General features: G+C 42.4%; 13 protein-coding genes and 1 other annotated feature. Of the genes, 4 read left to right on the forward strand and 9 right to left on the reverse strand.

Annotated features, from left to right (window positions below):
• Positions 1–66 precede the first annotated feature (66 nt).
• Together rnhC and EV579_RS08895 are read left to right on the forward strand one after the other, a co-directional pair.
• On the forward strand, positions 67–945 hold the full coding sequence (gene rnhC, locus EV579_RS08890) for a ribonuclease HIII (protein ID WP_249116575.1): 879 nt from the start codon (positions 67–69) through the stop codon (positions 943–945).
• A gap of 111 nt (positions 946–1,056) precedes the next feature.
• Positions 1,057–2,207 (forward strand): IS3 family transposase gene (locus tag EV579_RS08895; protein WP_133744283.1). Its coding sequence is split into 2 segments (ribosomal slippage): positions 1,057–1,330 and positions 1,330–2,207, totalling 1,152 coding nucleotides; the frame shifts between segments, so codons are not numbered across the junction.
• A gap of 64 nt (positions 2,208–2,271) precedes the next feature.
• Here the strand turns inward: EV579_RS08895 and pheT are convergent.
• From pheT to EV579_RS08910, 3 genes are all read right to left on the reverse strand, one after another.
• The gene (gene pheT / locus EV579_RS08900; protein WP_133744284.1) at positions 2,272–4,686 is read right to left on the reverse strand and encodes a phenylalanine--tRNA ligase subunit beta; all 2,415 of its coding nucleotides are present in this window, start codon (positions 4,684–4,686) and stop codon (positions 2,272–2,274) included.
• A 15-nt stretch (positions 4,687–4,701) separates the two neighbouring features.
• Positions 4,702–5,736 (reverse strand): phenylalanine--tRNA ligase subunit alpha, encoded by a 1,035-nt coding sequence (gene pheS / locus EV579_RS08905; RefSeq protein ID WP_133744285.1) that lies wholly within the window; start codon positions 5,734–5,736, stop codon positions 4,702–4,704.
• 376 nt (positions 5,737–6,112) lie between these two features.
• On the reverse strand, positions 6,113–6,856 hold the full coding sequence (locus EV579_RS08910) for a TrmH family RNA methyltransferase (protein WP_133744286.1): 744 nt from the start codon (positions 6,854–6,856) through the stop codon (positions 6,113–6,115).
• A 113-nt stretch (positions 6,857–6,969) separates the two neighbouring features.
• Between EV579_RS08910 and sspI the strand changes: the two genes are divergently transcribed.
• Positions 6,970–7,191, forward strand: coding sequence for a small acid-soluble spore protein SspI (gene sspI / locus EV579_RS08915; RefSeq protein ID WP_024425725.1), 222 nt, complete (start codon positions 6,970–6,972; stop codon positions 7,189–7,191).
• Positions 7,192–7,234: 43 nt separating this feature from the next.
• Here sspI and cstA read toward each other — a convergent pair whose 3' ends face one another.
• Together cstA and EV579_RS08925 are read right to left on the reverse strand one after the other, a co-directional pair.
• Positions 7,235–9,031 (reverse strand): carbon starvation protein CstA, encoded by a 1,797-nt coding sequence (cstA, locus tag EV579_RS08920; RefSeq protein ID WP_024425724.1) that lies wholly within the window; start codon positions 9,029–9,031, stop codon positions 7,235–7,237.
• A 344-nt stretch (positions 9,032–9,375) separates the two neighbouring features.
• Positions 9,376–10,464 (reverse strand): M42 family metallopeptidase, encoded by a 1,089-nt coding sequence (locus EV579_RS08925; RefSeq protein ID WP_073206890.1) that lies wholly within the window; start codon positions 10,462–10,464, stop codon positions 9,376–9,378.
• 179 nt (positions 10,465–10,643) lie between these two features.
• Here EV579_RS08925 and EV579_RS08930 point away from each other — a divergent pair, with 179 nt between their 5' ends.
• Positions 10,644–11,048 (forward strand): hypothetical protein, encoded by a 405-nt coding sequence (locus EV579_RS08930; RefSeq protein ID WP_024426127.1) that lies wholly within the window; start codon positions 10,644–10,646, stop codon positions 11,046–11,048.
• 17 nt (positions 11,049–11,065) lie between these two features.
• On the opposite strand, the gene EV579_RS08935 is transcribed toward EV579_RS08930, so the two are convergent.
• The 4 genes from EV579_RS08935 to infC all read right to left on the reverse strand — a co-directional run bounded on the left by EV579_RS08935 (position 11,066) and on the right by infC (position 12,527).
• Positions 11,066–11,332 carry a DUF1294 domain-containing protein gene (locus EV579_RS08935; RefSeq protein WP_075611749.1) on the reverse strand — a complete coding sequence of 89 codons (267 nt, stop codon included), beginning with the start codon at positions 11,330–11,332 and terminating at the stop codon, positions 11,066–11,068.
• Positions 11,333–11,395: 63 nt separating this feature from the next.
• A complete protein-coding gene (gene rplT / locus EV579_RS08940; protein ID WP_007501659.1) occupies positions 11,396–11,755 on the reverse strand; it encodes a 50S ribosomal protein L20 in 360 nt (119 codons plus the stop codon).
• Positions 11,756–11,786: 31 nt separating this feature from the next.
• On the reverse strand, positions 11,787–11,987 hold the full coding sequence (gene rpmI / locus EV579_RS08945) for a 50S ribosomal protein L35 (protein ID WP_003216324.1): 201 nt from the start codon (positions 11,985–11,987) through the stop codon (positions 11,787–11,789).
• A gap of 24 nt (positions 11,988–12,011) precedes the next feature.
• Positions 12,012–12,527 carry a translation initiation factor IF-3 gene (gene infC / locus EV579_RS08950; protein ID WP_024425720.1) on the reverse strand — a complete coding sequence of 172 codons (516 nt, stop codon included), beginning with the start codon at positions 12,525–12,527 and terminating at the stop codon, positions 12,012–12,014.
• Positions 12,528–12,598: 71 nt separating this feature from the next.
• Positions 12,599–12,730: a sequence feature (ribosomal protein L20 leader region), on the reverse strand.
• Between the last annotated feature and the right edge of the window lie 109 nt (positions 12,731–12,839).

Raw genomic sequence — 12,839 nt, forward strand, 5'->3', positions numbered from 1 at the left:
GGTAAAAAGGAGTTATCCACTGTGCCCCAATCCGTTTTAAAAGCAACATCAGAAGACCTCAAAAAAATGAAAAGCGCGTATGCGCACCATTTAACAGACACTTTGCCGCCAGGCGCCCTCTTTCAAGCAAAAGTCCCTGGCTGTACGATTACAGCTTATCGATCTGGGAAAGTGCTCTTTCAAGGACAAAAGGCAGAAGCTGAAGCCAGTCAATTCAGCCATTTACAAGCAGCTGATACGAAAAGTCAAAAATCACCTGCTGTCACAAAATACAGTCCGCCGCCTGGCATTGCTTCCATGTCGGTCGTCGGTTCAGATGAAGTAGGTACAGGTGATTATTTCGGACCGATCACAGTCTGTGCGGCCTATGTTGATGCCAGCCAGCTTGCTTTAATGAAAGAGCTTGGCGTAAAAGACTCAAAAGGATTAAAGGACCCGCAAATTATCAACATTGCCAAGGATCTCATCAAAACCATTCCGTTCAGTCTTCTCGTTCTCCGAAATGAAAAGTACAATACGATGCAGGAAAAAGGCATGAGTCAAGGAAAAATGAAGGCACTGCTTCATAACCAAGTCATCACCTCTGTGCTAGAAAAACTCGATGGAAAGCAGCCTGAAGCCATTTTGATTGACCAATTTGCAGAACCAGGCATTTATTTCAAGCATCTTGCCGGAAAAAAAATTATTCGGGAGCGGACGTATTTTAGTACAAAAGCAGAAGGCATCCATTTGTCAGTCGCTGCAGCTTCCATTATCGCAAGGTACGCCTTTTTAATTGAAATGGACAAATTATCACAGGCTGCAGGCTTTGACATCCCAAAAGGGGCCGGTCCTCATGTAGATAAGGCCGCCGCCAAGCTCATCAAAATGCATGGTGAAAATGCTTTACGTCAATTTACAAAGCTGCATTTTGCCAACACACAAAAAGCGAAAAAAATGCTATAAAAAAAGCTAGGGCCCAGGGACTGACCCCATAAGATGAGACAAATAAAAAACACCTTCAAGTTTGAAAACGGATCGTTGTGATCCGAAATAAAACATGGAGGTGTTTTTTCTATGGGGACAAGAGTGAGTTATCCGGTTGAAGTCAAACAGAAGGCTGTAGAAATGAGATTGGCAGGCGTATCAATGAAAGAGATTTTGCGGGAATTGAATATCAAAAATAAAACGCAGGTTCAGACATGGGTGAGGTGGCATAAGGCTGGGGATACACACCGGTTCGAACAGCCTGTTGGAAAACAATATACCCATAGAAAGGGTCCCGAGTACTCTTCCGAATTAGAGAGACTGCAGGCAGAAAATCGCTATCTGAGTCAACAGAATGAAGTTTTAAAAAAGTACAACGAATTGGAAAGGAAGTTGATAAGGAAACGTCAATCAAACTGGTAGAAGAATTGTGCAAAACAATGACAGTACAGGACATCTGTGTCCATTTAGGCGTCTCACGCGCTTCGTACTATAGATGGAAAAAGAATCTGAATCAGAATCATTCTAAAAGACAACTAGAGAAACAAATCGGCACGTTGTGCCGAGAGCACAAGTATCGGTATGGATACCGAAAAATCACAGCCTTACTAAAAGTGAGAATGCTTATTAACCATAAAACTGTTCAACGTATCATGCAGAAAAACCAGTGGCAGTGCCGGGTTAAAATGAAAAAGCGTAAGAAAAATGGGCAGCCCTATGCTGTGGCTAGTAATATACTGGATCGGAACTTTCAGTCTGATCGCCCTCTTGAAAAACTAGTAACGGACATCACGTATTTGCCTTATGGACAGAAACAATTGTACCTTTCCAGTATATTGGATTTATATAATGGAGAAGTGATTGCGTTTACGATTGGTGATAAGCAGGACACAGACTTTATTTTAAACACACTTGATCAGCTCCCAGCACTGCCTGAAAACTGTGTGTTACATAGCGACCAAGGTTCTGTGTATACATCTTACGAGTATCAGAAAGCTGTTCATATAAAAGGCATTACCATGAGCGTGTCCCGTAAAGGGACGCCCGCTGATAATGCCTCCATCGAATCGTTTCATTCCTCGCTAAAGTCTGAAACGTTCTATCTTAACAGCATTGATCGAACTACGACCACCATCGTAGAACGCACTGTCAAAGAATACATTTATTATTATAACAACATTCGTATTCAAACAAAACTAAACAACCAATCACCGATCAACTATCGGCAATTGGCTGTATAAAGGTGTTTTGATCCCTGTCTCAAAAACGGGGGTCAGTCCCCCATGAGGCCATAGCTTTTTTTCTTTAACCGCGTAAGACGGCTTGATACGTATCTTCTAGTGCTTTCAATACTTTTGTATGAACAGCTGTGACTTCTTCCTCGGTCAACGTTTGTTCAGGGTTTAAATATTGAAGAGAGAATGCAACAGATTTTTTGCCTTCTTCCATATGTTCCCCTTCATATACATCAAATACAGATAGGTCTGTGAGTAATGGACCGCCTGCTTCATAGATCACACGCTCCAGCTGTCCGCTTGAGATATGCTGATCGACAACAAGTGCAATATCTCTTGTCACAGCAGGGAATCTCGGAATCGCTGTATATTTCATATCCTTCGTTTCAGACGTCATCACATCTGTTAAATCAAACTCGAACACATACGTTTCTTTTAGATCCAATTCTTTTTCAACGACTGGATGCAGTGCGGCAACAAAGCCAATGACTTGACCATTTAAGTGAACATCTGCTGTTCGCCCTGGGTGAAGTCCCTCACGTTCTGCTTGAACACAAGTGATTTGGTCTGACACACCAAGCTTTTCAAACAATCCTTCAGCAATTCCTTTCGCTACATAAAAGTCGACAGCTTTTTTCTCGCCCTGCCAAAGATTTTTATGCCATAAGCCTGTCAGCGCACCAGCGACATGTTCTTTTTCCACTGGTTTTGCCCCTTCAGCTTCTGCTAAGAAAACAGAGCCCGTTTCATAAAATCCGAATGAATCAGCTTGTCTTGCCAAGTTATATGCTACAGAATCAAGTAAGTTTGGCAGAAGACTTTGTCTGAGCACACTGCGTTCCTCACTCATCGGCAGAGAAAGTCTCGTTTCATAAGCTGGATGCAGGGCAAAAGCTGTGGACTTATGCTGATTCGTCAATGAATACGTAATCGCTTGAGAAAGTCCTGCCCCCTCTAAGAAACGTCTTACCTTTCTGCGCTTTACTTGGTATGGCGTGAGACCGCCAACAGTGCCGGCTGTCGCAGGCAGTGTAGATGGAATATTATCGTAGCCGTATAATCTTGCGACTTCTTCAATGAGGTCTTCTTCAATCGTAATATCCATTCTGCGGGAAGGAACTGTTACGACAAGAACATCATTTGATTCGCCCACTGTAAAGCCTAGTTTGTTGAAAATCTGAATCATATCTTCTTTTGAAATGCTCATTCCAAGCACCTTGTTCACACGCTCAGTTGATACGTGAATGACATTCATACTTGCTTCAAGGTGATTTTCCTCAACTGTACCACTTAGCACTTCACCGCCTGCATACATACTGATCAATTGAGCTGCTCTTTCTGCTGCCGGTTTCGTACGCTGCGGATCGAGTCCTTTTTCAAATCGTGTGCTTGATTCACTGCGAAGCCCTAAGTCTCTAGATGCTTGACGGACTGTTTGACCGTTGAAATATGCCGCTTCTAAAAGAATCGTCGTTGTCTCATCACGCACCTCTGATTCAAAGCCGCCCATGACGCCAGCTACCGCGTGCGCTTTCGTTCCATTCGTGATGACCAGATGCTTTGATGATAATGTACGCTCTTGCTCATCGAGTGTTTGAATGATTTCGCTGTCAGACGCTTTACGTACAACCACCTGCTTTGAACCAAAGCGGTCATAATCAAAGGCATGAAGCGGCTGGCCGTATTCAAGCAGTACAAAGTTTGTAATATCCACGACGTTATTAATTGGACGGATGCCTGCATTCATCAATCTTGTTTGCATCCAAAGCGGTGCTGGTCCAACCTTTACATTTTTAATGATCTTCGCTGCATAAAGTGGATTCGCTTCTTGATCCTCAATTTTAACAGAAATATAGTCTGCTGCTTTTTCGGAAGAAGTGTCATGTGCTGTATCAGGAAGCTTGATGTCTCTTCCTAAAATGGCGGCAACCTCATAAGCCACACCCAGCATATTCAGGGCATCGGCACGGTTTGGTGTTAAGCCAAGCTCAAGTACCGCATCATCTAATTGAAGTGCTTGAAGGGCATCATCCCCTGGTTTCACGTCATTCGGGAAAACAAAGATGCCTTCTGCATATTCCTTTGATACGAGCTTGCTCTCTACACCTAATTCTTGCAGAGAACAAATCATGCCATGAGACTCTTCACCGCGCAGTTTTGCTTTTTTAATTTTAAAGTTGCCAGGAAGGACTGCGCCAACCGTTGCGACGGCCACATACTGTCCTTTCTCTACATTCGGCGCCCCGCAAATAATTTGCACCGGTGCGTCTTCGCCGATATCAACAAGACATTTGTTTAATTTATCTGCATTCGGATGCTGTTCACGTTCAATGACGTGTCCAACGACAACCCCTTTGATGCCTTCACCTTTATATTCAACGGCTTCCACTTCAATTCCGCTTCTTGTGATTTTTTCTGCTAATTCATCCGGCTTGATGCCTTCTAAATCGACATAGTCTTCTAACCATTTATATGAAACAAACATGTTGATTTCCTCCTCTTAGTCCTGCTTGAATTGCTTTGTGAATCTAATGTCATTTGTGTAGAAATGGCGAATATCATCAATGCCGTATTTCAGCATCGCAATCCGTTCCACACCCATTCCAAAAGCAAAGCCTTGGTAAGTTTCTGGATCAAATCCGCTCATTTTCAGGACATTCGGATGAACCATTCCTGCACCTAAAATCTCAATCCAGCCTGTTCCTTTACATACAGAGCAGCCCTTCCCGCCGCATTTAAAGCAAGACACATCGACTTCGACAGATGGTTCTGTGAAAGGGAAAAAGCTTGGACGCAGTCTAATTTCACGATCTTCCCCAAACATTTTTCTTGCGACTGTCTCCAGCGTTCCTTTTAGATCACTCATGCTAATATTGTGATCGACGACAAGCCCTTCAATTTGCATAAATTGATGTGAATGAGTCGCGTCATCACTGTCACGTCTATATACTTTCCCAGGACAGATGATCTTCACAGGACCTTGTCCGTTATATTTCTCAAGTGTACGTGCTTGTACTGGTGATGTTTGTGTTCTCATCAGTGTATCTTCGGTAATATAGAAGCTGTCCTGCATATCACGTGCCGGATGCTCCTTTGGAAGATTCAGCGCTTCAAAGTTATAATAATCCGTTTCCACCTCAGGACCTTCCTCAACGGTATAGCCCATTCCGATAAATAAATCTTCAATGTCTTCGACAACTATCGTTAATGGATGTCTTGCTCCCATTTTGATTGGACTTGCCGGCAAAGTAACATCGATCGTTTGAGAGGCAAGTTTTTTCTTCACTTCTTCTGCTTCCAGCTGTTCATTTTTTTCAGCAATGGCACTAGCAATCTGCTCTCTTACTTCGTTTGCGAGTGCCCCCATTTTCGGTCTTTCTTCTGCGGAAAGCTTGCCCATTCCGCGAAGTACTTCTGTAATCGGCCCTTTTTTCCCTAAGTATTGAACACGAATGTCATTAACCTCTTTGAGCGAGCTGGCTGCTTCAACCTTTGCTATCGCCTCTGTTTCAAGCTGTTTTAACGTTTCTTGCATGAGTGTGATCCTCCTTTTGATATACAAAACCGCTCGGATAAACGGCTGTTTGATCGTTTGAAGACAATAAAAAAACTCGTTCCTCCATAAAAGAAGGGACGAGTTGTGGTCGCGGTACCACCCTTGTTAAGCACAAATGCATGTGCGAATAAGCTTCATTGACATAACGGAATCAAACGAATCCGGTTCACCTTTACGCAAAACCTGCGGTCCCGGTGACAACTCCAGAGGTGAATTCCTGTTTCAGCATTCCTTAAATGCACTTTCAGTCTACGATGCATTCTCCCTAAAAGGCCGCTTCTTGAAACAATCTTCCTCTATCATGGTTTTTAAAATATTAGTTTTATTATAGTGAAAATAAACACATGTTGCAACATTATCCACGCAAATGATAAACAAGAACAGCGGCTGCTACAGCTACATTTAAAGATTCTGCCTGCCCATACATTGGTACATATAAATTTTGATCTGTCATTTGCAGAATGTCTGGGTCAATACCAGCTCCTTCATTTCCAACAATTAATGCAAACGGACCTTCTGCCGTTACGCTTTTATACTCTTTCGCATCTTTTAAGGCACTTCCGTATACAGGTATGCCTCGTTCTTTCAGCTCCGTGATCGCCTGTTGAAGAGTTTGCTTTAAGATAGGCAGGTGAAAATGAGACCCTTGCGCGGAACGGAGCGTTTTTCCGTTAAACGCATCAACTGTTCCGTCTCCTAAGATCACAGCATCAAGACCAGCGGCATCTGCTGTTCGAATGAGTGTGCCTAAATTCCCCGGGTCCTGCACTGCGTCTAATAAAAGAAGCCGTTCAACCTTCTTTTCTTCAAAAACAGGAACTGTACAGACTGCGGCAATGTGCTGAGGCGTTTCTGTTTCTGTCATGGCAGAAAAGGCCTCTTCGCTCAGTTCATAAAGCTCAATGTCTGGCTGGATATGAGAAGGAAGCATATCGGGCGAGGTGACCATTAATTCCTTCACGCCCCCGCTCTTTAATGCTTCTTCGACTAAGTGTATTCCCTCAACGAGAAACAGCCCTGTTTTCGTTCGTTCTTTTTTCGTATGGAGCTTCTTCCACTGTTTAATGTTTGTGTTTTTAGCTGATTCTATATATTTCAAGCGACGTTAACTCCTTTAATTATCATGAATTTATTATATCTCATGCACACTACATAATAAACCTGTCTTTGAGACAGAATAGGGCTATTACCATCAAAAAAGGAGTGTGGGCAATGGATTTTAATTTAAGAGGCGCAGTCATTCAAAACATTACTGGCCATAATCAAGAACAGCTTGAACATACGATTTTAGATGCTATTCAAAGCGGCGAGGAAAAAATGCTGCCAGGCCTTGGCGTGTTGTTCGAAGTGCTATGGCAAGAAGCATCAGAAAACGAGAAAAATGAAATCCTTGAAACATTAGAACAAGGCTTAAAGCCTCAACAGCAGCAATAAAAAGAAGCCGGTTTGCTTATAAAAGCAAGCCGGCCTTTTTCATTTAACCAGTGATAGGCGTTTCCATTCGAAGCGCTGGATCACGCCAGATTTCAACCCATTTTTTAATCGCAAACACAATAATCACAAAACCTAAGATCAGCATGATGATCGACAGCACCGCATTCAGCACGCTGTAACCGGATGCTTCAGGATTGAGATATACATTTGCTACCATCCAATAGCCTGCATAATTCACCGTCACATATAAGTAAGCAAGCGGAATTAAACAAGTCAGCATATATCGCCTTTTATCTGCAATTTTTAATACAACGGTTGCCCCGATGATTAACCCAACCGAGGCCATTAACTGATTTGAAACCCCAAACAGCGCCCAAATAGACCCGATGTCCCCTGAGTAAAGTAAGTATCCCCACATAAAACAAGCAAGCGCACTTGCAAACACCGAACCAGGTACCCAGTCAGTTCGTTTAAGCGGTTTATATGCTTCACCTAAGAAGTCTTGAATCAAATAGCGTGCCACACGTGTCCCCGCATCAATAGCAGTTAAAATAAAGACAGCCTCAAACATAATGACGAACTGGAAGAAGTAAGAAGCCAAATGACTAAAGAATGGAATCCCCGTAAAGATATACGCCATCCCTACAGCCAATGTCACGGCACCACCCGTTCTTCCTTCTAAGTCGAGGCCGATTTCCTTACTCAGCTGCGGAAGGTTTTCGACACTCATACCGAGTGTACGGAACACTTCCGGCGTACTGTTTATCGCAAAATAATCTCCTGGATGCAGGGCAGTAGCCGCAATTAAAGCCATAATCCCAACTAAGCATTCCACAAGCATTGCGCCAAACGCAACAGGCTTCATATCACTCCATCGGTCCAGCATCTTAGGTGTTGTCCCTGAACCAACAAATGCGTGGAAACCAGAAATAGCACCGCAAGCAATGGTAATCGAAATAAATGGCCAGACAGGACCAGCTAATACAGGTCCTCCTCCATTCACAAACTCTGTAAACGCCGGGAATTGAATGGACGGATTCACGACAAAGATTCCGGCAATCAGCGCAATGAATACACCAATTTTCATAAAACTACTTAAATAGTCCCTCGGTGCAAGCAGCAGCCAAACTGGCAGAGCCGCAGCAAAAAAGGCATAGATCGGCAGGGCAAGAGCAAGCGTTTTTGTATCAAGGGTTAAAAAATCACCTAGTGCCGTACCTTGAATATTCGGCCCAAGGAATACACCAAACATCAGCAAAATAAATCCCGCAGATGTCGCCAGCTTTAAATTGCCTGTTTTTTTATAATACAGACCAACCCCCATTGCAATCGGAATCGTGATTCCAACTGCAAATGTCCCCCAAGGGTTACGTTCTAAAGCATGAAGCACAACCATAGACAAACCTGCCATTGTGATGGTAATAATAAACAGCATCGCAAGCCCTGTACAAAACCCGGCAACAGGTCCCAGCTCTTCCTTCGCTACCTCTGATAATGATTTCCCCTTTTTTCGCATCGACGCAAATAAGACGACTAGATCATGTACAGCTCCGCCTATGACTGCACCAATTAAAAGCCAAAGGAGACCAGGTAAATATCCAAATTGAGCGGCTAAAATCGGACCCACTAACGGACCAGCAGCTGCAATCGCAGCAAAGTGATGCCCAAAAGTGACCCATTTATTTGTCGGCACATAATCTTTCCCGTCCTCTAGCGTGTGAGCCGGTGTAGGATGATCATCTGTGACCTTTAATACCTTGACCATCATAAATGTGCCATAAAGACGATAGGCAATCGCTAAAATACACATAGATCCTATTACAATTGTAACCGCATTCATTTAACCATCCCCTTTGTATAAACAATTTGTTACAAATATAACATAAATTGATTGATTTTTCTTTCTTTTAAAACCAAGTTGACAAATAAGAATAATGTATTTATTCTTAAGGTAGCTTCACCTACTTCCATAAACTCTCTTTTGACAGGGCATTCTAGCTCTGTCCTTTTTATTGCTTTCATCTTACAAAAATAAACGCTCGATCACATGTGCCTTATTCACTAGGAAACACTCTCTTCTTTTACCAAAAACAGTTCTTTTGGCTCACCTTGAACACACCGTTCATTTCCTGGGAAATTCAATAAAAAAAGCCTTTCCTCTGTACTGAGGAAAGGCATTCTTCCTTAAGAACCGTACGTAATCTGTTCAACGGTTTTTTGATCAAGTCTTTTGATCACTTCTGTTAAAAGCTTCACTGCATTTTCATAATCATCTCGGTGAATCATTGCAGCATGGGTATGAATATATCTGCTCGGAATCCCGATAGATAGTGATGGAACTCCATGACCTGTTAAATGAATACCGCCAGCATCTGTCCCACCGCCAGGCATTGAGTCATATTGATAAGGAATGTTCAGCTCATCAGCTGTTTGGACAACAAAATCACGAAGTCCTTTATGAGAGACCATTGAAGCATCAAATACAACAATCGTTGGGCCTTTGCCAAGTTTGCTAGTTGCTTCTTTCTCAGTGATGCCTGGTGTATCTCCTGCTACACCTACATCAATGGCAAATCCAATATCGGGCTGAATTGTAGCCGCTGCTGTTTTGGCTCCGCGCAGGCCTACTTCCTCTTGGACAGTTGCGACGCTGTAAGCAATATTCTCATGCTGAGCATTGTGTAAGTTTTTCATGACATCAATGGCCACTGCACAGCCAATGCGGTTGTCCCATGCTTTTGCAAGGAGCATTTTTTCATCATTCATGATTGTAAACTCAAAGTAAGGAACGATTTGATCTCCAGGCAGCACGCCCCACTCCATTGCCTGTTCTTTGCTTGACGCCCCAATATCAATAAACATATCCGTAATCTCAATTGACTTTTTACGAGCTTCAGGTGACAAGACGTGTGGTGGCTTTGAACCAATTACCCCAGTGATCTCTCCCTTTTTCGTCACAATGGTGACACGCTGGGCGAGCATGACTTGTGACCACCAGCCGCCGACTGTTTGAAAACGAATGTAGCCTTTGTCATCAATTTTTGTCACCATGAATCCTACTTCATCTAAGTGACCAGCGAGCATAATTTTAGGTCCGTTTGCTTTTCCTTCCTTTTTAGCGATCAAGCTGCCAAGGCGGTCTGTAGAGACTTCATCTGCATATGATTCTATGTATGTCTGCATGACTTTTTTGACATCACGTTCATTTCCTGGAATCCCTTTTGCATCCGTTAGGTCTTTCAGCATAGTTAATGTTTGATCGAGCTTTGTCATTCCATTTATCCTCCTTTATCTTCATGGTGCATTCTTATTATACAAAACCTCTTTCGTTCAATACGATCTTTTTATGAATATTTTTTCGTTTTACGAAATATTTTTTTAAAAAAAGTTGAAACCTTTTGGCGTTTTCATTCGTAGTACATCAGATAACGGTATTGGAGGTGCATCCTGTCATGTTTGTAATCCTCATGAGACTAGCTCTTGTTGCACTGCTTGTCTACATCTTCTACATGGCGGTAAAATTCTTCTCAAACCCGAGAAGAAAGCTGAAACAAGCACAATTAAAAGAAGGCTTTTATTTTATGGACGAACAGCAAAATGCGCGCAAAAATTTTAATTTCGTCTATAAAGGTGTCTTGTTTGAAGGGGAGAAGCATGTTCCTTCTAAGGATCATCCTCTGTTTGTCCACTCCATTTACGTTTGGACGGAGTCACCTGAGAAGCTGAGTGAATTTACATTAGAAGACTTTGAAAAACTGGAGGAAAACATTATCGAGCGTTATCCTCAAACAAAAATTGATTGGGATCAGCCTATTAAAAAAATCAAACAAAAAAAAGGAGCAGACACGCCGTCCTAATGGCGTCTGCTCCTTTTTCAAATAACTTGGATATATCCCAATAGAATCAACTGCAAAATCATTAATACAGGCATGCCGATTTGAAAGGCAGGATGCTTTGTTTTATGACGGAAATACTGCATTCCTAGATACGATCCGGCAGCGCCAAAAAGAACCGCAGCACTCCATAAATGCGCCTCTGAAATTCTCCATTTATGTGCTTTGGCCCGGCGTTTGTCCTCACCCATGAGAAAAAAGCCGTAGCCATTCACTAAAATAAGCAGCAGGATTAAAGCCATATTCATTCATTTCACCTCACATGATGAGAAAAAAAGATCACCCCTCGAAGGAATGATCTTTTATAAAACTTACTTGTCTAGTTGTGCTTTTGCAGCATCAGCAAGCTGATTGAATGCATTTAGGTCATTCACAGCAAGGTCAGCAAGCATTTTGCGGTTTACTTCGATACCAGAAAGCTTTAAGCCATGCATTAAACGGCTGTAAGAAAGACCGTTCATACGAGCTGCAGCGTTGATACGAGTGATCCATAGTTTACGGAAGTCACGTTTTTTCTGACGACGGTCACGGAAAGCGTAGTTTCCAGATTTCATCACCTGTTGGTTTGCTACTTTGTATAATCTATGTTTTGAACCGAAATAACCTTTTGCTAATTTAAGAACCTTTTTACGACGCTGACGCGACACAGTTCCGCCTTTTACTCTTGGCATTGTAATTCCCTCCTATGATTCCTATTCCAAATTACTTAATGTTTGCAAGTTGTTGTTTGATACGTTTGAAATCTCCAGCACTTACGATTGCACTCTTACGCAATTTACGTTTTTGCTTTGTAGATTTATTAGCGAACAAGTGACTTGTGTACGCATGAGAACGTTTAAGTTTACCAGAACCTGTTTTTTTGAAACGTTTAGCAGATCCGCGGTGAGTTTTCATTTTTGGCATTGGATGTTTCCTCCCTCTGTTACTTTACTTTTCGACTTTTGGTGCAAGCATGAGGAACATGCTGCGTCCGTCCATCTTAGGTTTTGTTTCTACTGTTGCTACTTCAGCGCAAGCTTCAGAGAAACGGTCTAACACGCGCTGTCCGATTTCTTTATGCGTAATCGCACGGCCTTTAAAGCGGATAGAAGCTTTCACTTTATCTCCCTTTTCAAGGAATTTGATTGCATTACGGAGCTTCGTGTTAAAATCATGTTCATCGATTGTCGGGCTCAACCGAACTTCTTTTAAGCTAATGATTTTTTGATTCTTACGTGCCTCTTTTTCCTTCTTCTGCTGTTCGAATCGGAACTTACCATAGTCCATGATTCGGCAAACAGGTGGTTTTGCATTTGCAGCAACTAACACAAGGTCAAGATTAGCTTTAGCAGCAATTTCCAGAGCTTCCTGGCGGGTTTTAATCCCAAGCTGATCGCCATTTTGTCCGATCAAACGAACTTCACGCGCACGAATACCTTCATTAACTAATTGATCTTTGCTAATAGTGAGCCACCTCCATGAGATTTTGAATTGAGTTCACAATTCATTTTGACCATTTCGTTGTATGTTTTACAGGCAAACAAAAAGTGTGGGCATATAAAACACCCACACTGCGAACATTTGCATGAAAAAATAAATGTACGGTCAACCTGTCAACTACAAACATGTGTCAATCAGGTGAGAAGCGGGTGCTTCTGCTTGTGATATCTATTCAATTCGTTAACTATTCTACACAATTTTCATTTGTCCGTCAAGTAACCGAACTCTTGAAACAACTTTTTCAGTTTAACACGATGAGACGAATTGGGCAAGACT

Origin of the sequence: Bacillus sp. BK450 (assembly GCF_004364885.1) — a bacterium.
Taxonomy (GTDB): Bacteria; Bacillota; Bacilli; order Bacillales; family Bacillaceae; genus Bacillus; species Bacillus safensis.